This is a genomic window from Enterococcus sp. AZ156, assembly GCF_051714165.1.
Lineage (GTDB): Bacteria > Bacillota > Bacilli > Lactobacillales > Enterococcaceae > Enterococcus_B > Enterococcus_B pernyi.
On record NZ_JBIORI010000001.1, the window covers coordinates 1620008 to 1640612 of the forward strand.

Genomic DNA, 20605 nt, shown 5'->3' on the forward strand with positions numbered 1-20605 from the left:
TCTGGTCCTTCAATGAACCATGTAATTGTTTATTAAGTATAGACGAAAAAAATACCTGTCAAAGTGCAGACTATTAGTAATAGTCTTTTACTTTGACAGGTAATGCTTTCCCCTTCTGTCATGTATAAGGGTGGTACAAGCGTTTCTTATGATTCATCTTCGGGTAAGTTTTCAGTTGCGAATGCCAAGTGGTGATCAAACAAAGTGATCGTTACTTTCGATTTTGGCATGATTTTACCAGCTACGATTTCTTTAGCCAAAGGCGTTTCAACTTCTTTTGTGATGAATCGTTTCAATGGACGAGCACCGTATGCAGGCTCGTACGCATTTTCTGCAATCCATGTTTTTGCTTCGTCACTGATTTCCAAAATGATTTCTTGATGTTCTAAACGATGTGCCAAATGAGAAATCATTTTGTCAACGATCCCTTTGACATTGTTTAGACTTAATGGCGTAAAGAGGATCGTGTCATCAATACGATTCAAGAATTCTGGTTTGAAATGACTACGAAGGAGCGTTCGCACTTGTTCTTCGACTTCTTCTGGAATCGTTCCTTCTGGAGTGACACCTTCTAACAATAATTGAGAACCGATATTGCTTGTCATGATCATCACCGTGTTTTTAAAGTCAACGAGACGACCTTTGGAATCCGTCAAACGACCATCGTCTAATACTTGTAATAAAATATTGAAGACGTCTGGATGTGCCTTTTCAATTTCATCGAGCAAAACGATCGTATATGGGTTTCGTCGCACAGCCTCTGTTAGCTGTCCACCTTCTTCGTAGCCAATGTAGCCTGGAGGCGCACCAACTAAACGAGAAACGGCATGTTTTTCCATGTATTCACTCATATCGATCCGCACCATATGCTCTTCAGAATCAAACAAGTTTTCTGCTAAAGCTTTTGCTAGTTCGGTTTTACCGACACCAGTTGGTCCTAAGAATAAGAATGAACCCAATGGTCGATTTGGATCTTGTAATCCCGCACGAGAACGAATGACCGCATCACTCACTGCGTCTACCGCTTCATCTTGCCCAATGACACGTTTATGAAGTGTTTCATTCAACTTGATTAGTTTTTCGCGTTCACCTTCCACGAGTTTTGTTACTGGAATCCCTGTTAAACGACCTACAACTTGCGCAATTTCATTTTCAGTGACAGATTCTTGTACCATCTTGATATCACTGTCTTTTGTTTTTGCTTCAAGTTCTGCTAGTTCTTTCTCTAATTGTGGAATGGTACCATGACGCAAAACAGCAGCACGCTCAAGATCATAATTGTTTTCTGCGTCTTCTAATTCATGTTTTGCCTTATCGATTTCTGCACGTTTAGAAGAAACGGTATTTACTTCTTCTTTTTCAGTTTCCCACTGCATCTTCATCGCATTGGCTTCTTCTCGAAGATCGGCTAATTCTTCTTGTAAGTTCTTCAAACGTTTTTTACTTGCATCATCAGATTCTTTCTTCAAAGCTGCTTCTTCGATCTCCAACTGCATCAAACGACGAGTCACTTGATCTAATTCCGTTGGCATGGAATTCATTTCTACTCGGATCGTAGCACTTGCTTCATCGATCAAATCAATGGCTTTATCAGGTAAAAAGCGGTCTGTGATATAGCGATCGGATAATGTAGCTGCCGCAACCAAGGCATTGTCATGGATATTGACGCTATGGTGGATCTCAAAACGCTCTTTCAATCCTCGAAGAATACTGATCGTATCTTCAACAGTTGGTTCCTTCACTAATACTTTTTGGAAACGGCGCTCTAACGCTTTGTCCTTTTCCATGTATTGGCGGTATTCATCTAAAGTAGTCGCCCCGATCAAATGAAGTTCCCCACGAGCTAACATCGGTTTAAGCAAGTTACCGGCATCCATACTACCTTCCGTTTTTCCTGCACCGACGATATTGTGGATCTCATCGATGAACAAGATGATCCGTCCATCGCTTTTCTTCACTTCTTTCAAGACTGCTTTTAAGCGTTCTTCAAACTCCCCACGGAATTTTGCTCCAGCAATCAAGGCACCCATATCTAAAGAAAAAATGGTTTTATCTTTTAAGTTTTCTGGTACATCTTTGCGAACGATACGTTGCGCTAATCCTTCAACGATCGCTGTTTTACCAACACCAGGTTCCCCGATCAACACAGGGTTGTTTTTAGTTTTACGTGACAAGATCCGGATCACATCACGAATTTCTTCATCTCGGCCAATGATCGGGTCCATTTTGCCACTACGAACTTGTTGGATGAGATCGACACCATATTTTTCTAACGCTTTATATTGTTCTTCTTGATTTTTTGAGGTCACACGCTCTCCTCCCCGCATGTCTTCGATATTTTTACGCAATTCTTTTTCATTCAGTCCCTGTTTTGTCAAATAAACAGTCAGTGGATAATTTTTTAATTTCATTAAAGCTAATAGCACGATCTCAGTGGATAAGAATTCATCACCAAAACTTTCTCTCAATTGATCCGCTTCATTCAATAAATGAAAAAGATTTTGACTAAGATTTTGTCCGTATTGGACATTGCTGCCTGAGACTGTTGGATACTCATCTAACACTCGATCAATCTCTTGTTCAAACGCATCTGCATCGATACCTGCATCTGTATATAGATTACGGCCAAAATGATTTGGCTGTAAAAAGATCTTCCATAAATGAACGATGTCGATTTCTTGATGTTTTCTTGTCATCGCTACTTGTTGTGCTTCTGCAATCGCTTCTTGGAGCGTAGTTGTCATTTTTTCACTATTCATATATTTCCCTCCTGTAGTAGAAGTTGTTTGGTCAAAGTCAACTATAACTTTCTCTAACGTCTATAACATCCGTCTAAAGTCTCGTTTTCTTTAACCTTTACATGATTATTATACTCATTTGGTCAGCTTTGGTCAAAGATTATACTCTCGATTATTAAAAAATTTGAGACAAAAGTTACGGTAAATTTTGTCTGTCACTCTATACCAAATAAACGTCAAAAAAAAAACCTCTATAAAATAAGGGCAACAACCACAAGCATTTATAGAACAATTTCGTGATTGTTACCCTTAATTCTAGAGGTTGATTCTATTCCGACCTAGAGGTATTTATTTCTGATGATTGCTTAGCACAAACTAGTTGATTCATCGAAATCTAGTCATGATGATTGATTTTGATGAGCGAGGGTTGAAATAAAGTGACTGATATTTTTATATGAATCATTTAAACCAATTCCGCCTTTTTTAGGCATTTTGATTATGTTGATCTTTTCAGTGTAAATGGCAAAGGCAGGATTCTCTTCAGACATCGCTGCTACACTGGGAATTCCTTGTTCGCTGAAGGCCAAGGCTAATTGGGCTGCCATCATGCCAAAATTAGCATAATGCATCGCGGGTCCACAAAGAACAGCATCTGCACTAAATTTTTTGGCAAATCCTACAAATTTTTTATTCACCTCTTCTTGGTGATCGAGATAATACTGATCACCACAATACAATGTAGCAATGATTTCTGTATCGTGCTCTTGAAAAAGTGGATTTAAGGTACGCCCAGGTCCAAGGGCTGTTTTTTTGCCTCCAGGAGATAGCTGGGCATTTTCATCACTGCCCAAGCCTGCAGTTAAATGATTGAGAATCAAGACTATTTTTTTCATTCCTACGGCCTCTTTTCCTATAAATCATCAAAATCGAATTCGTCAAAATCGATTTCTTCTTCTTCCTGTATCGCCTCTGCTTCTTCTTTTAAATACTGATTATCTAGCACTTTGATAAAAGGATAATAAATAGCCATTCCTAGTAGGATCAGTAATGCTTGCAAAAAGATGCCTGCCACCCACTAACTAAGAAGCCAGAGATGATCGGTGGTGTTGTCCACGGCAGTTGAATACCATTTGTATAGTTTACTAATCCTAAATCCATACAAAAATAGGAAATGATGATATTGATCGTGGGTACGAGTGCAAATGGAATAAGTAAGACTGGATTTAAAACAATTGGTAAACCAAAAATAATCGGTTCATTGATTCCAAAAATCCCTGGTACTAGTGACAATTGCGACAGTTTTTTCACTCGTTGGCTTTTGCATACTAGAATCATGACTAGAATCAATGAAAGCGTAGATCCCCCACCACCAAAAGTAGCAAACATATCTTGAAATTGACCTGTGATGATATTTGGTATATCTGCGCCATTTTTGAAAGCATCTAAATTTTCAACGGATAGTGCTCGTAAAATCGGATTGAATACTGCCCCAACCACACTCGAACCGTTGATACCGAAAAACCAAAAAAAGTGCAAGAATAAGTAGGCTATGATCATCGCGCCTAGAGTATTTCCTAAGCTAAGTAAAGGAGTTTGTAGGAACTTAAATAGTATTTCTTGTAAATTACCATATGAGGTTAGATTGGCCAACCAATTGACAATCATAAAAAGAGTAACAATCACAAAACTTGGGATCAACGCTTCAAAGGATTGTACGACGGTTGGTGGCACACCTTCTGGCATTTTGATCGTCCAACCTTTACGTAATAAAGCGACAAAGAATCGGGTAGCAACCAAAGCCACGACCATCCCTAAGAACAGGCCACTAGAGCCCATCCAACGTAATGGCAAGCTTCCTACTTCATAGACTTCAGTGGAGCCTTCTGGTGTAAACAGGGTTGTAAAAGGGGTCACGATAAAAAAAGCGACCAATGAAATAATTGCCGCTTGCATGGCATCTACTTTAAATTGTTTTGCCAGACTATAGCCAATACCCCCAACTGCTAAAATCGTCATAATATCAAAACTTGCCGTGGCAGGCATATTCAACATCGTTGACCAGTTATCTCCGAGAATATGGCTCATCGTTTCATTCCAATTTGGAATTGGAAAATTAGTCAAAACTAAAAAGAGCGATCCTACGATCAATAAGGGTGTTGATAGCAAAAAACCATCACGAACCGCAATCAAATACTTGTTTTCACCGATTGTTTTCGCCATTGGTGTTAACACACGTTCTAACCAATCCAAAAATTTTTGCATGTTTCTTCCTCCCATCCAGTTGCTTTATTTTTGTTTGAGGACATAATTCTTCGATCGAAAATCTCATTTTGTCACTCTACTTTGTCGCTTTTGATTTTTTTATCAAACCCAAGACATCTTTCAACGCTTTTTCTCCGTCCATCATGCCATATGTTTCTGGAGCAATCGTGCCAACAGGAATCCCCATTGGGTCAAACGTTTCTTTCATTTTACTCGCTAAATGACGGACTTGAGGCCCTAATAAAATAGCCACAGGTTTTTCTTGTGCGACTTTTTCTTCCGCATGGATCGCAGGAAAAGCGGCAATTTCTAATGGCATTTTGTGTTTTCTGACGACGTCCATCATTTTATTGACCATAATACTTGTTGACATTCCTGCTTCACAAAACAAATAAATTTTTTTAGTTGTCATATTTATTCCTCCATTTTATTCTTGTTAACCGTTTATCCGATTCGCTGTTAAATTGGTGCTTTGATACGTGCTTCATAGGCATCAAGCCATTCTTGCGTGATTGGTGTGATCACTGTCGTCTGATCTGGACCAGGGTTGGCCATGAAAATTGCTGGTTCTTGAGCCATCGTTGCAACACTAAATGTAAATTCAACGTTCGTAGCTACCCCCCATTCGCCATATTTATCTAATGCTATTAACGAGAACGCCCCCGCTTTGCCATAACGTTTGCGCAATCGCTCATCAAATCCATAAACGGCTCGATCACAAGCCACTTGTGGCGTACATCCATTCCCCATCAATCGAACGATTTCATAAGAGAGACAGCCCTTCATAAGATCTTCCCCTAAGCCTGTAGCTGCTGCACCGCCAATCGTACTATCCACATAAAATCCCGACCCAGATAATGGCGAATCTCCTACACGTCCATGTTTTTTCATAAACAAACCGGAACTGGATGTTCCTACTGCCATCTGTTGTTGCGTATCGAGCGCGACAACTCCGACCGTATCATGGCCATCATAAGGATCTAAATTCAACGTGGCGATTTCTTTTACTCGTTGTTTCCATATTTTTTTTGCACGTGCCGTTAACATATTTTTTCGTTCAAAACCAGATAGCATTGCATATTCTGTTGCTCCTTGCCCTACTCGAAAACTATTGAATTTTTCATCGCTTAATTGCCGAGCAACAGAAATCGGATTGGCTACATCAGTAATCCCAGCAACTGCACCAATCTTAAATGTTTCTCCATCCATAAAAGCAGCATCCATTTCTACGATCCCTTTTTCATTTGGTAACCCACCATAACCAACGGATTTATAAAATGGATAATCTTCTACCACTTTGATCGCCGTTTCCACAGCATCTTTACATGAAAACTGTGCTTCTAATTGTTGTTTAGCGGCCAAGACACCTTCATGTGCCATGCGCCAGGTTGCAATCATTCCCCACATTTTTTTCCCTCCATCACCTAACATTTGTAGCGCTTTCAAGTTTATTCTATATGGTATATACTATTATGTCTATGCTAAAAAACGAGTTTCTTTTTAAAACTCATCGTTTTATTAGAAACTCGTTTTACATGAAATTTATTTTTCAATTGTTTATTCTATCTGAATGTTTTATTCTGTTAATGCTTGGAGGCTGCGCATGTAGATTTCTAAATTTGTTCTTAAATCTGCGGAATCCATATATTCATTCGCCGTATGGGCAATTCCTTTTTGCGCTGGAAATGAAGGGCCAAATGCTAAGATATTCGGCATTTTACGCGCATACGTGGCGCCTGTTGTTGTCACTGGTTTAGGATCATTACCGGTGACTTGATGATAGATCGTTGAAAGTATATCGATTTTTTTTGACTCTTCCGTCCGACAAAATCCAGGAATACTACGAACGACTTCTAAATCAACACCTAAAGGCAATTGGTTTTTCAAACGTGACACGACTTGTTTTTCTGATACGGTCACCGGGTAACGTAAGGCAATTTCTAATAGCAAGCCTTCTGGAGACTTTTGCAGCACAACAGGTGTCAAAATCAACTTGCCTGAATCTTCGTCTTCAAACGCTAAATCGATCCCTTCTCCAAAATGTTTTTGATGAAAGCTTTGACAAATCCAGCGGAAATGACCCTGTGCAACTGGCGGGATCATTCGTTCTTCAGTTAGTTTTGTCGCCAAGATCGTGATAGCATTTTCTCCTAACTCAGGCGCGTTACTTGGTGCTCGTTTACCACTGGCGCTTATTTCTTTTTTGGCAATTCTCACGTGCAATTGGTCTGGAACATGATCACGGAACTGGTCCCCTTCGAATCGACTGATTTGTTGATGTTCCTCTTCAGGTAAAGTAAAGTGGAGTACAACATTTACGATACCACGTTCGCCATAGATCACAGGATATTTACAATCGGGCGTGAAACCAAATGACGGAGGGCTTTCCTCGGCTAAGTAATGAGAAATATCTGACATGCCACTTTCTTCATCCGTTCCAAAGATGATCCGCAGATTCTTTTTTGGCTGGTGACCTAGGTCTTTTAATAGTTTCATGCCATACAGACAACAAATGATAGGCCCTTTGTTGTCTAATATTCCTCGACCATAAAAACGATCCTTTTTCTCACTGAGATCAAACGGTGGAAACTCCCATCCTTGACCAGCAGGGACAACATCGAGATGTCCCAGAACCCCGATATACTCACTTCCATCATTTCCCCACTGGGCATAGCCGATCGCATCATCAATTACTTTTGTTTGGAACCCATATCCGGCACTTTTGTCCATGACCAAAGAAAGAACCGAGCGTGCATCTATACCAAAGGGTGCTCCTGGTCCAGCTTTTGATTTAACACTAGGAACTTGCATGACTTGTTTGAGTAAATCCAGAAAATCCAGCCAATTCTCTTCGATTGCTGTGTTGATTTGATCCATTTTTCACCTCTTATTTTTGACGTATCAATGTATTCTTAAACGTATATTGATCTGCACGATAAAAAGACGTGTCGAACAATATCGGTTTAGCAGAAGGAGAATAAGTCATCGAATGGACGAGAAGCATTGGATCATCTTCTGATACATGCAATAACTTGGCAATATCTGGCGGACTTATAACTGCTTCAACTTCTTGATGCGCGTAGCCAATCTCAATGTTTTCTTCAATTATTTCATACAATGAAGATGCCAGCTGAGCTTGAGGGATCTCACCACTTTCATTTTGCAAATAACGTTTTAGTATATAGAGGTTTTCTACTGTCATTGGTTCATCATCAAAGTAACGTAAACGAGACAGATAAACCATGGCTTCATTTCCATAGTCAGCGAACATCTGGCGAATCTTCAGCGGTACTTCTTTTACGATTCCAACTTGCAATACTTCTGTCCGGGTCTTTTTTCCTTGAGCCTTGGCAGTTTCAGTAAAACTTTGTAAGCCACCGGAACCGCTTTGGATCTTCGGTTGCTTCATAACATAAGTTCCTTTTCCTCTTTCTTTCACTAAAATATTTTGACTGATCAAAAGATCAATTGCTTTGCGCACCGTCAGTCGACTGCATTGAAATTCTTCCGCTAAATCATAATCTGAAGGTAACTTTTGACTGGTCACGTAAGTTCCATCATTGACTCGTTGTGCAATTTTTTCAGCTATATCTTGGAAAACCGCTTGTTTTTTCACTTTATTACCTACTTTCTAACTACATATCATTCATCAAACAGTCGATTCGTTCTGACACCAAAAGTCAAACGTCTAAAAGTTGAACGGTTAAAAAATGAAAGAGCAACTTTTATCGTCTTTTATCCTGTTTGTAGGATGAGTAAAATCAAGAAAATCTTTCTTGTCGAGAGCTAAGCTTTCTATTTATTTTATATATAGTATATACCATTAAGTATAAACTTTCAGAAACTAATCGAGGGATTTTAATTTTACCCTTCCGGTGTTGATTGTTTCTTCCATACATTTGGGAAACTGGCTTGTTTTAGAGATAGCAACGTCTAGCCTATTCTGCGTGAAAGCAATTGCTGAACAGATATTGTTCAACAAACAAAAAAGAATCAATCTAAGCATTTTCAGCTCAGACTGATTCTCCATTTGAATTCTCCTTGAAAGATGTTCAAATTATTTAAATTTTCCCCTTTGTACGCTTTTTTTCTGCCTTTACTTCATGGATCTCTTGACGTAAGATATTCCGTCTTTCTGCAATCACATAGAAAAAGCCATAAATGAATGGCAAGATGAACGAGCCAAATCGATAAAGCAATAAGGAAGAAACAGCATCTACCGTTCCAACAACAGGTCGAAAGAGCAATAGATAAACAAATTCAAACGAGCCAATGCCTGCGGGTGTTGGTAAGACTCCTGATAAAACCACTGCAAAGCTGATAAATGAAAATGTCAAAAGAAAATCAAGATGTGGATGATTTTCTACTAAAAACAGATAAGGCATCACATACCAACAGAGTAGTTTTAGCAGGTTCCAACAATAGATCCTGATCAATGCGGTGCGGTCCTGGATGATCGTTTGCACCGTTTCTCTCAGTGAATAGATCTGGCTGTTGCACGTATCGACCCAGTGACGTAAACGTTCAGTTTTGAATAAACGATTGGACACTTTGACGAAAAAAACTTGAAGATTCAAACTGACGGAGACGGTCACAAGAAATAAAATGATCAAAGCCGTCAAAATGATACCAGCAATGATAACCCAAATCATATTTGGTGCCTTTTCGTAGAACAAAGAAAATTGAACAATCAAGCCAATGACTGCATAAGTGATCACCGCTAATTTATACATGATCATATGCAGGGCAGTGACTCCTGCTCCTTGAGAAAACTTCATCCCTTTTTTATTGTAAAAATAAATTTCTGAGATCAGTGTACCCGTTCCAAATGAGACAATCCGATAAAAGGCAATATAACAAGACGTCCAGAATCCATCACTTGTACTGAAGGATTTGGAAAACGGCTTAGCGATCTCTTTGATTGAGCGACCTTCTACAATTTGATAAAGTGTACCGAAAAAAAACATCGCCAGAAGCACTTGGACACTTGTTGAAAGCAACTCCTTGAAAATATCCGCAAAAGATTGATTGATCAAATAATAAATAATAGCGAGAATAATAGTCAATAATAATAAATTAATGATGATTTTGATTTTTGTTCCTTTAGTAGACATGTACGACTCCTTAATGGAAAAAATAGATCAAGACGAGATCAATCATGATTCCTAACATGAAAACGATCGTGAACTTCTTTTTTTAGTTTTGTGACGAAATATGCGTTGTGCGAACAAACCGCCCAAACCACCGCCTAACAAGCTAACAAACAACAAATTACTTTCTGGTACACGCCAAGCGCCTTTTTTTGCCTGACGTTTATCATAACCCATCAAGCCAAATAGATAAACATTCACAATGAATAAATAAAACCATAAGGGATTATGCATCAATACTTCCATCAACTTCCTCCAATTATTGCTCATCTTTTGGTACATAGATCGTTATACCTTCTGGGATGACTTTTAATTCGATCGGTAAGTCATCTGTAGTATCACCATCCGTCCGAGTCGTCACTTTCTTTTCTCGTGCCTGGATATTGACTTGACTAGCTGTCAGATATTTGATTTCAGGAACAGAATAGATCTTACCTTTGATCATACGTGGGAGATAAAATGCAAACCGGAAAAAATCTAATGAGGGCACGATGGTGATGTGGAACTTGCCATCATCTGGCGCAGCAGAATCATCGAAACCAGTAAAACCGCCTACTGAGTTGGACATCGTGATCGTCAACAACTGTGCTTTTCCCTTCCAATGCTCTTCTTCCGTTTTGATATCCAAATGATATTTTTTCTTTTTTAGCAATAATTTTACGAAACGTTTGATAAAGATCCATGAACCATATTTTTGCTTTTCTTTTTGGCTGATCCAGACCGCTGTGTCTGCTAATATGCCAATAGTCAAAGTAGAAATGACTACTTTATCATTCACTTTCCCATAATCGATTTTGCGGATCGATTCCTCTAACATCATTGCTGCTGCTTCTTCTTTCTCAAAAGGAATGCCTAACACTTTCGCTAAGTTATTGATCGTTCCACCAGGTAATAAGCCAACATGGTAATGGTCTAATTCATCTTGGAATGCTTGGATGATATGGTGGATCGTGCCATCACCACCAATAATGACTAGTGTATCTACCTCATGTTCTTTTGCTTTTTCCCTCAATGTTTCATCTTTGATCGACGGTCCAGTTTCTGTTAGATAAACCTCTAGTTCTGGTCGGTGTTTTGCGACGTACTCCTTGAACCATTCTGCTAATTGTTCCCCTTCATCCTTTCCTGAACTTTTGTTATAAAATACCAGTAACTTCTTCATAAACCATATTCCTCCTACTTTCCTGCAAAAAACAAAGGGAGTGGATGCGAAATAAACGCTCACCCTCCCCCATGAACAGTGATTCGAGCACTGACTAAAATAGCCTCGAATCAATCATATGTCAATGCAGTGTAGCAATCAACCAATAATGTGAGATTATTGGTTGAAATTTAATCTTTTTTATCAATGAAACGGATCAATTACACCTGCGTATTCAACTCCGCGATTTTAACAATGACATCTGTCGCTTTTTCCATGACTTGTAGAGACACAAATTCAAAACGTCCGTGCATGTTTTCGCCACCTGCAAATAGATTTGGTGTTGGTATCCCCAGATAAGAGATTTTTGAGCCATCTGTCCCACCACGTACCGGTTCGATCACTGGCTTGATGTCTAGTTCGATCATTGCTTTTTCAGCTAGATCAACGATACTCATATCCTTTTCGATGATTTCACGCATATTGTAGTATTGATCATACATTTCTACTTGAATACGCTCTTGGTCAAAGCGTTGATTCATTTTTTCTTGAATGCTTGTGATCATTGCTTTTCTTGCTTCAAATGACTCACGTTTATGGTCACGGATGATATAGCTCATTTTCGCCTCTTCTGGACTACCATTCAAAGCCATCAAATGGAAGAATCCTTCATAACCATCTGTTTTTTCAGGAACTTCATCAGCTGGCAATTCATTGTGGAAGTCGATCGCTAATTGTAAAGCATTGATCATTGTATTCTTCGCTGTACCGGGATGGACATTTTTCCCTTGGATCGTGATGTTTGCTTGCGCTGCACTAAACGTTTCGTATTGTAACTCTCCTAAAGGTCCACCATCGATCGTGTAAGCAAAATCCACGTTGAACTGTTCTACGTCAAATTTGTCCGCACCAACTCCGATTTCTTCATCTGGACCAAAAGCGACTTTGATCTCCCCATGAGGAATGGAAGGATTTTTCAACAAAATCTCCATAGCTGTCATGATTTCTGCAATACCTGCTTTGTCATCTGCGCCTAATAATGTCGTACCATCAGTTGTGATCAACGTATGGCCATCATAATTTTTTAAATTAGGGAAATCTTTGACATTCAAGGTAAAGCGCCCTTCTTTATCTAGAACGATCGTTGATTCTCCATCATAATTTTCAATGATCTGAGGATTTACACCTACTGCATTGAAATCAGCTGTATCCATGTGAGCAATAAAACCAATCGAACGTACGTCATGATCGATATTACTAGGTAGTGTAGCTATCACAAAACCGTTTTCTGTATTATATGTTACATCAGACAAGCCTAGATCTTCTAATTCTTTTTTCAAAACTTGCGCAAACTCTACTTGTGTTTGGGTAGATGGCGTAGTATGACTTGTTGGATCGGATTGTGTTTCCGTTTTGACATATCTTAAAAATCGCGGTAATAAGTTCTCGTACATAAATGACTCTCCTTTTTATTTAAATTCAAATGGATTGGTCGATGTTTCTGAAACAAAAAAGTCAACCGTCCAATTCTCTTCGTTTTTCCACTTTTCAAACTTCTCTACAAATTTTTCCTTACACAATGATTCGATATAATGGCCAGGATCAATTGCAGCTAATCCCGCACTTTGCATATCTTGCGCTGTATGGAAATAAATATCGCCAGTAATATAGACATCCGCTCCTTGAGCCAAGGCTGCGGGATAAAACTTCTCACCACTTCCACCACAAATAGCGACTCGTTTGATCATTTTTTGTGGACTTGTCGTTGGGCGAACCACACGTAAACCTTCCAATTGAAAAACTTCTTTTACATGGGCTGCGAAATTATCCAAGCTCTGTTCTTTTGCTAGTTCCCCAATACGACCTAATCCCCAGGTTTTAACTGGTGCATCGATCGAGAACAAATCAAATGCTGGTTCTTCGTAAGGATGTGCTGCAAACATCGCTTGTAAGACTTTCTCTTCTATATTTTCTGGGAAGATCACTTCGACTTTGGCTTCTTGGACTTGTTCCCCACGGCCGACTTCACCAATTGTTGGATTCGCTCCAGCTTTTGGGCGGAATCGACCTTGGCCAATCGAGATAAAACTTGTACTATCATACTCTCCTTGTTCTCCGGCACCCGCTTTTGCTAAGGCAGCTCTTAAACGCGGAGCATCCTCCACTGGAAGATAACTGATCAATTTTTTGTAGCCACGTTCATGTGTTCGAACAAGATGACCTGTGACCTCAATTCCTAATTGCTCACAAAACCAATCGTTCAACCCATCTTCAATGATATCCATGTTTGTGTGGGCTGCATAGACTGCAATATCATGTTTCAACAAATCAGCGTACATTTTTTCTTGTGGAGAATCAGTAATCAAGCGTTTGACTGGTCTAAAAATCGGGGGATGTTTTGCAATCAAAAGATCGATTTTTTTCTCAATGGCTTCTGCCACCACTTCTGGTCGGACATCTAAAGTCATCATCACACGTTGGATCGGTTTGTCCAAGGTGCCGATGTGCAACCCAACTGGATCGCCTTCTTCTGCTAACCATTGCGGGCAATAGCTTTCAAATTTTTTGATGAAATCTTGTGCTTTAATGGACATGTCATAAAACCTCCTTGATCCATTCCACCTCTTGTTGGATTGTCTCATATCTGTTTTGTTCACTCGCATTTTTTAATTGCTCTAAGATCACTTCACGTTGTTTAAGCTCACGTTGCCATTTTGCCGAAAAAGCAGCGTTTTTCTCTTCGAGTAAGAATGGCCCAAACATCAGCTCTTTTTCAGAATAGTCGATGGGCTGTTCTTTCTTTTCAGCTACGATGATCTCATAGATTTTTTTGTTTTCTTCGATGATTTCTTCTGCAATGATCTGATAGTTATTTTCTTTCAGCCACGTTCTTAAAGTTTTTTCGCCAATATTGGGCTGTAGAATCAAACGTTCTTCTCCCGATAAGCGCTGGTTTTGTCGACCAGATTCTAAGATGTCGCGAATCAAAGAGCCTCCCATGCCAGCAATCGTGATCGCGCTGATTTGATCGTCCTTTTCGATGGCATCTAATCCATTGGCCAAGCGTACCTCGATTCGCTCAGACAGTCCATTTTTCATCACCTGTCGTTTTGCCGATTCAAAAGGTCCTTTAACGACTTCTCCAGCTATAGCAAAGTCGATTTTCCCTTTTAGCATCAATGCGACGGGTAAGTACGCATGATCTGAACCGATATCTGCTAAACGAGCAGCTTCCGGTACAAAACGTCCAACAGTTTCAAGACGTTTCGATAACTCTGTGTGATTCATTTTTCCACTCCTTAACTACTGAATGTTTGGATGTCATCCAATTTGTCATGACTTTAGACAAACACTTACTTATTAAAGTTATCCTACTTATTTACATTTTTATGATAACTATTGTTCTTATCCCTATCATAACATTAGTTTATGTTCAATAGAAAAAAGAACTGGGAAAATATCCCAGTCTTTTTTTAGCAAGTAATCAAAAGATTTCGATTGATTCTTTTTTTATTGGGCAGTGATCTCAATGATCGAATTTCCAGGAACTTGTGGAGGGATCGACATCGTCATGACCGCCATTTCTACCAATTTAAATTCGATTTTTTCTCCTTCTTTCAAGGAATCGACACCACCAGTGATTTGATCCACTGAAGCATTTAAGATCACCCCATCATTGCTGAAGGACGTACCGATATTTGCTGGATCTTCTATTTCTTCTACATCTTTGACGGTGATTTGGTATACATCACCTTCCGCTTCGCCGAAGCTTTCGATCGTACCTGTAAACACACTTTGCTTTTGTTCGGTAGAACTATCTGTTTCCACTGTCGATTCTGCATTGATCGAATCGATTGAACCTGTACTTCCTTCTTCGTTGCCGCAGCCTGCCAATGCAAACAAGAGACCGGCAGCAACTAGACCAGTTAAAATAGCTTTCATCATACATCCTCCGTGTAATTTCTTGCGTTACTGCTTTGATGATTCCATCCGGTTATTTCTTCAAGTCCATGGATTCGTTTCATCTTAACTTTGTTCATTTTATGAATTTTTATTGAAAAGGTGAAAAACAGTGACAGTTGAGTAGATACTCCAACCTGTTTCTGTAAAAATCATTTAATGACATTAGCCATTTCGGCGATTTCGGCCTGTCATTTCGATTTCTTTTGTCAAATAGCGGATTCGTTCCATGATCCGTTTGGCTTTCAACGGTTCCTCATCGCCTCGTTGTGTCACCGTCAAATGCTGTTCTAATTCGTTCATCGTGAAGTTTGAAGAAAAGAACGTTGGCAATTGTTCTTGCATCCGATACTGTAAGATGACACCAAATACTTCGTCACGGATCCAACTACTCATCGCATCCGCTCCAATATCATCGATCATCAAGATCGGCGATTTCTTCACCGCATCTAACTTCTCAGCCACTTGATCTTTACCGATGGCTTGCTTCATTTCCACTGCAAATGTTGGAAAATGAACCAACGTTGTGGTGAATCCTTTGACTGCCAATTCTTTCGCTGTTGCACCTAAAAGATAGGTTTTCCCGATACCAAAACTTCCGACCAAGTACAACCCTTTGTGAAAGCTTTTAGGATCAGCTGAATATTGTTCAACGAAGTCTAATGCTTCCAAGCTTGCATAGCCACGTCCATCTGTTCGTTCAAAATTTTCAAAGGAAGCAGATTGGATGTCTTTGGGCATATCCATTGCTTTCACACGACTCTTGATCTCTTCTTGTTTTTGACGAGCTAAGAGTGCTTCTGTCGGCACGTAGGTGACGTCGACATAGTGGAAATTCAATGTCAATTTTGGTTCATATCCGGGAGCGATCATGGTTGGATCGTTCGTTTGATATTTTCTTTTTTCTTGGACATACTCATAGAGTTTGGCATAACTTTTTTCGATATCCGCTTGCGTCAATCGGTCTTGATGGGCTGACAGAAAGGCTTGAACATCCGCATCATTCAAAACTTCAGCAATCATCTCGGAATACTTTTCTTGGTAGTTGCGTTTACTGATGATTTTCTTCAGTTCTTTTCCCACATCTTCCATTAGCTCTCACCTTCCTTTTTAGCCAGATACTCTTTGAAGCGACGATCGATCTCGGCTTTTTTCTCTGTACTGATTTGCGTTTCGTCTTTTGGTTGATTGACCCAATCAGGCAATTTTTCTCGCCTTACATTTCGGCGATAATTTGACGTGTTGTTTTGTTTTGACGCTTTCGGTTGTTTCGCTTTCGTACTCAATGTATGGAGATGTTCAATCGCTTCTTCTGGCGTACTGATTTTTTTTTGCGCCCACTCATTAGCGATCGTATTCACGAAGCTCGCATTTAAGCTCGCATGGTTTTTTATAACTAACACATAGTTGATCAAAATGTTGATGACACTGCTAGACAGACCGGATTGAGTGACCAAATCTTGCAACAACCAATTTTCCTGTTTGGAAACATACCCGCCTTTTTCTTTTTTTATCGCTTCGAGATAACGCATCGGTGGGGTTTGGCGTGCGACTTGGATCAATTGTTGTGCAGCACTAGGCAACGCCTGATTGACAGGGACACCTGTTTCAGCAGACTGATCGGTAACCAGAGTGTTACTCGATTGTCGCAACGTATTCTGCTGTTGCTGCCGTAACAAGACGATCCGTTGGAGTTCTTTTAAAGATACTTCTTCTGTCGTAAAATCAAATGACTGTAGAATCAACTCTCCTAAAGTCAGTTCATCGAAGCCATAGAGTTGTTGGTATGTTTTCGCTTGTTGCAGAACTGGTTCTGTCAACTGATTGATGTGTTGTTTCTTCAACCAATCGGTTAAAAACGTCCAGTCAAACGAGTCTGAATCTGCGATCAATGATTTGGGTTCAAAAGGTGTGAATTTTTGCTGGATCGATTCCACTTGTTCTTGGTTTGCTGCATAGACTGTTTCATTGAACCGATAGACTTCCAAAAACTTCTTAGTGATTTTTTGATAGCCTTCATGCGAAAGATTTTTTGGCTTAAATAATTCCGTCAATTGGTTGAATCGACGTTCGCCAACTTTTTCTAAAAGTAAAAAAGAAAGTAACGTGTCATTGAAAAACGTAGGAACGTCCATCGGTTCTAGCAACTCATAAAGAAAACAATTACCCAAATTTTCATCTTTTTTGAAATAGACTTCTAAAAGACCGATTCCTTCTAATTTTTTTCGTGCCTCATAAAATTGCGGTAATCCACAACTTAGACTACTCAATAAATCGGCGTGTAATCCTTCAGGACCTACGCCAGTTTCTAGCGAGATCTCCGAATACAACGTCAAGTAAAGACTCAACGCTTCTCCCCCGATCAATGGTTGGTAAAGGGATAACAAGGCAGACTTTCCTTCTTCTTTTAAAGGACTGCTTTTTCTTCCTTGGTAAATATTTTTCGGTTGTAATTCTTTCCACGCATTTTCCAAGGAATGCTCCCTCCTTTATTATTTACGCATCATTTTCACTATTACTCGTATCTTTTGCTTTATCAACAATGTCTTGTAATTCTTTCAAAAAGACAGACATATCTTTGAATTGACGATAGACACTCGCAAAACGAATATAGGCGATTTCATCTAAGTTCACTAAATCTTCCATGACGTATTCACCGATCAGATTAGTTGAAACCTCATTTTCGCCAAGACTTCTTACACGATTTTCAACATGGTTGACGATCTGTTCCATTTGTTCCATCGCTACTGGCCGTTTTTCGGCAGAACGGATCAATCCACGTAAAATCTTGTCACGATTGAATTCTTCTCGTTCACCATTTTTCTTGATGACTAATAAAGGTGCCGCTTCAATTCGTTCAAAGGTTGTAAAACGGAAGGAACATTTTTCGCACTCACGGCGTCTTCTTATCGCTCGACCATCGTCAGCTTGACGACTATCGATCACTCTTGAGTTATTATGTTGACATCTAGGACATCTCATCGTAATTTTCACCTCTCTTGGTGTAGTTTGATCGCTTATTTGAATGTACCATATGAAGTTGTTCTATCAGTTGATTTTTAACACCAATTATGAATCATTGGTGTTAAAAAGGCTGGTTTTCAACACTAAGCTTAAAAATTATAAAATATGAAAAGGATTTTTTCAATTTATATCTTATTGCTCAGTTCAAAGTGATTTTCACAACTTCACTGCTTATTGTTTTAGATTTTTTTCCACTGATTTTTTATTGAACTAATTCAAGTGGATCGTAATAAACGTTTTCTTATTACTAACTTTAGTATAACATGAAACAATTAAGCAATGCGACTGTCCCAGGTAAAAAATCGCTTGAACTGAAAGATTTGTTGTGTTTTTATCTCAACGAACGAAAACAGACTGGCGTTCAGCACCAGCCTGTTTCTTTTTGATTTTCTATTTTAATCAATGCTTGGGTAATCCCTATAGTTTATCTTCGATTCCCGTGTAATGTTTCATTCGTTCTTCTTCGATTTTTTGTTCTGTTGAACGATGATCGAATTGGGGGTCTTGGTTTACTTCAGGACTTGTTTCCGGATCTTTGCGTTCTGTGGTTAAGTCCTGTCGCTTGGATTCTTTTTCTACATGTTGGTCTTCTAACTCAGCAATTCTCGCCCGGTATTCATCTTCACGAATTTTACCTTCTTCTGCTTGGATCTGTCCCTTTTCCTGTAAATCTTCTTTGTGGAGAATCTCACCAATTTTTTCTTTCGCAGAACCTACTACTTTATCTTTTTGGTTTTTGAATGTACCCATCGTATCATCTCCCCCTCTTTCTTTATATAAATAGCATAGCAAAATGTTACGATTTACTCAAAGAAAGCGATTAAGCAACAACCATTTTTTGATTTCAGCGGATAAATCTTCCTTGGTTTGGCGATTATCGAATACGATATCCGCACGTTGTTTCTTTTCCTCGATTGACAGTTGGCTTTTCACCCGTTGTTCTGCTTCTTGCTTCGATAATTGATTGCGTACCATCAAGCGTTCGATTTGCTGAGATTCTGGGATATAGACAACTGCGACGGCATCCATTTGTGTATCATACTGTCCTTCAAACAATAAAGGAATATCGACAACGATCAACGGATATTGTGCTTTCTTCTCTGTGATTTCTTCAGTGATTCTCCCACGGATAAATGGATCTAATACTTGATTCAATTGCTCACGTGCAGTGACAGAGCCGAAAATCAATTGTCCAAGTTTTGCCCGATCTAACTGACCATCTTGTTGGAGGATCTCTTTGCCGAATGCTTGAACCAACGCTTGAAGTCCTGGCGTATCCGGTTCAACGACCTCTCTTGCCACTATATCGGCATCGATCACTGGAAAGCCATATTGTTGGAAAATAGCAGCGGCAGTACTCTTGCCTGTCGCAATTCCCCCTGTCAAACCTAAAACAAATCCTACTTGGGTATTCTTAATTTCTGACATGTTGGACAATAGTGCGTCCCCCTTTGCGCAACTTTCGTTTTCACGATTGGTGTTTGACAACGAATACATGCTTCTCCTGTCTGTCCATAGACATGTAAAGCCACTTGGAAACTCCCTGACTCACCTAACGCATTGAGATAACTTCGGATCGTTGTTCCCCCTGCTTCAACTGCTCGTGACAACACATCGATGATTGCTTGACGGAGTAATTTGATTTCTTTTGGGCGTAAAGAATCAGCTGGTTGCTCTGGATGGATCTTCGCTTCCCATAATGCTTCATCTACGTAGATATTTCCTAGTCCTGTGACCAACTTTTGATCAAGTAATAAAGGTTTGATGGCTTTGTGTGACTTTTGTAGCCCTACGGTAAAGTCTTTTAATAAGAATAAATCTGGTAAAGGCTCTGGACCTAATTTCAAGATTCCTTTATAGGTATTGCTCGCTCCTTTTTCAACGATCGTCATGCGGCCGAATTTCCGTACATCGTGGTATCGTAATTGGCTGCCATCTTCAAAAGAAAAAATCACATGTGTGTGTTTGTCGATCGGTTCTTCTTTTTCAAAATATTGATATTTCCCCTCCATCCGTAAATGGGAAATCATTTCATAATGACTCAAGTGAAAAATCAAAAATTTCCCTCTGCGACCGATCGATTCGATCGTTTCACCAATTAACGTTGCTTCAAAAATCGGTACCTCCGGTTGTTCAATGATTTTCGGCCATAGCACTTGGACGTTTTTTATTTTTTTGTTTTTCACTAATTTTTCTAATCCTCTACGGACAGTTTCAACTTCTGGTAATTCGGGCATCCTTTTTCTCACCTACAATTTTCACTTATTTGATTTTGAATCGAACTTATCTGTGACAAAAATAAAAGCTATTTTGTTCCTGAACTTAAAACA

The 20605-nt window shown here is 39.4% G+C and carries 18 protein-coding genes and 2 pseudogenes; all 20 read right to left on the reverse strand.

The features are described 5' to 3' along the window. Positions 1 to 146 precede the first annotated feature (146 nt). The 20 genes and pseudogenes from clpB to mutM all read right to left on the reverse strand — a co-directional run bounded on the left by clpB (position 147) and on the right by mutM (position 20512). Positions 147 to 2759, reverse strand: a complete 2613-nt coding sequence (gene clpB, locus IGJ95_RS07755) for an ATP-dependent chaperone ClpB (RefSeq protein ID WP_023519757.1) — start codon at positions 2757 to 2759, stop codon at positions 147 to 149. Between the two features lie 377 nt (positions 2760 to 3136). Next, entirely contained in the window at positions 3137 to 3631 is a 495-nt protein-coding gene (locus IGJ95_RS07760) for a GrdB-related putative oxidoreductase (protein ID WP_194180091.1), read from the reverse strand. Positions 3632 to 3648: 17 nt separating this feature from the next. Then, a pseudogene (celB, locus tag IGJ95_RS07765) lies at positions 3649 to 5000 on the reverse strand (PTS cellobiose transporter subunit IIC). A 76-nt stretch (positions 5001 to 5076) separates the two neighbouring features. Beyond that, on the reverse strand, positions 5077 to 5412 hold the full coding sequence (locus IGJ95_RS07770; RefSeq protein ID WP_010735328.1) for a PTS sugar transporter subunit IIB: 336 nt from the start codon (positions 5410 to 5412) through the stop codon (positions 5077 to 5079). Positions 5413 to 5459: 47 nt separating this feature from the next. Beyond that, entirely contained in the window at positions 5460 to 6407 is a 948-nt protein-coding gene (locus tag IGJ95_RS07775) for a N(4)-(beta-N-acetylglucosaminyl)-L-asparaginase (protein ID WP_153829794.1), read from the reverse strand. Between the two features lie 168 nt (positions 6408 to 6575). Continuing rightward, positions 6576 to 7877, reverse strand: coding sequence for a Sapep family Mn(2+)-dependent dipeptidase (locus IGJ95_RS07780; protein WP_153829793.1), 1302 nt, complete (start codon positions 7875 to 7877; stop codon positions 6576 to 6578). A 10-nt stretch (positions 7878 to 7887) separates the two neighbouring features. After that, complete coding sequence (locus IGJ95_RS07785) at positions 7888 to 8616, reverse strand: GntR family transcriptional regulator, LSA1692 subfamily (protein WP_010735324.1); 729 nt, start codon at positions 8614 to 8616, stop codon at positions 7888 to 7890. A gap of 445 nt (positions 8617 to 9061) precedes the next feature. Then, positions 9062 to 10114, reverse strand: a complete 1053-nt coding sequence (locus IGJ95_RS07790) for a lysylphosphatidylglycerol synthase transmembrane domain-containing protein (RefSeq protein WP_010735322.1) — start codon at positions 10112 to 10114, stop codon at positions 9062 to 9064. A 10-nt stretch (positions 10115 to 10124) separates the two neighbouring features. Next, positions 10125 to 10396: pseudogene (locus IGJ95_RS07795) on the reverse strand (DUF1294 domain-containing protein). 13 nt (positions 10397 to 10409) lie between these two features. Next, positions 10410 to 11312, reverse strand: coding sequence for a diacylglycerol/lipid kinase family protein (locus IGJ95_RS07800; RefSeq protein ID WP_194180093.1), 903 nt, complete (start codon positions 11310 to 11312; stop codon positions 10410 to 10412). A gap of 200 nt (positions 11313 to 11512) precedes the next feature. Further along, positions 11513 to 12745 (reverse strand): peptidase T, encoded by a 1233-nt coding sequence (gene pepT / locus IGJ95_RS07805; RefSeq protein WP_010735319.1) that lies wholly within the window; start codon positions 12743 to 12745, stop codon positions 11513 to 11515. Positions 12746 to 12760: 15 nt separating this feature from the next. Then, positions 12761 to 13885, reverse strand: coding sequence for a Nif3-like dinuclear metal center hexameric protein (locus tag IGJ95_RS07810; protein WP_438761678.1), 1125 nt, complete (start codon positions 13883 to 13885; stop codon positions 12761 to 12763). 1 nt (position 13886) lies between these two features. Continuing rightward, entirely contained in the window at positions 13887 to 14579 is a 693-nt protein-coding gene (locus IGJ95_RS07815) for a tRNA (adenine(22)-N(1))-methyltransferase (RefSeq protein ID WP_153829790.1), read from the reverse strand. Between the two features lie 222 nt (positions 14580 to 14801). Beyond that, complete coding sequence (locus IGJ95_RS07820; RefSeq protein WP_010735316.1) at positions 14802 to 15233, reverse strand: hypothetical protein; 432 nt, start codon at positions 15231 to 15233, stop codon at positions 14802 to 14804. A gap of 183 nt (positions 15234 to 15416) precedes the next feature. After that, the gene (gene dnaI, locus IGJ95_RS07825) at positions 15417 to 16343 is read right to left on the reverse strand and encodes a primosomal protein DnaI (RefSeq protein ID WP_062805163.1); all 927 of its coding nucleotides are present in this window, start codon (positions 16341 to 16343) and stop codon (positions 15417 to 15419) included. Further along, on the reverse strand, positions 16343 to 17725 hold the full coding sequence (locus tag IGJ95_RS07830) for a replication initiation and membrane attachment family protein (protein ID WP_153829789.1): 1383 nt from the start codon (positions 17723 to 17725) through the stop codon (positions 16343 to 16345). Before IGJ95_RS07830 ends, dnaI begins: the two co-directional genes overlap by 1 nt. 22 nt (positions 17726 to 17747) lie before the next feature. Then, positions 17748 to 18233: a transcriptional regulator NrdR gene (nrdR, locus tag IGJ95_RS07835; RefSeq protein ID WP_010735313.1), complete on the reverse strand. Its 486-nt coding sequence runs from the start codon at positions 18231 to 18233 to the stop codon at positions 17748 to 17750. 459 nt (positions 18234 to 18692) lie between these two features. Then, positions 18693 to 19025, reverse strand: a complete 333-nt coding sequence (locus IGJ95_RS07840) for a hypothetical protein (RefSeq protein ID WP_019722654.1) — start codon at positions 19023 to 19025, stop codon at positions 18693 to 18695. Positions 19026 to 19082: 57 nt separating this feature from the next. Then, positions 19083 to 19703 (reverse strand): dephospho-CoA kinase, encoded by a 621-nt coding sequence (gene coaE, locus IGJ95_RS07845; protein ID WP_041684210.1) that lies wholly within the window; start codon positions 19701 to 19703, stop codon positions 19083 to 19085. Continuing rightward, complete coding sequence (gene mutM / locus IGJ95_RS07850; protein ID WP_010735310.1) at positions 19676 to 20512, reverse strand: DNA-formamidopyrimidine glycosylase; 837 nt, start codon at positions 20510 to 20512, stop codon at positions 19676 to 19678. The genes coaE and mutM overlap by 28 nt, the downstream gene beginning before the upstream one ends. Between the last annotated feature and the right edge of the window lie 93 nt (positions 20513 to 20605).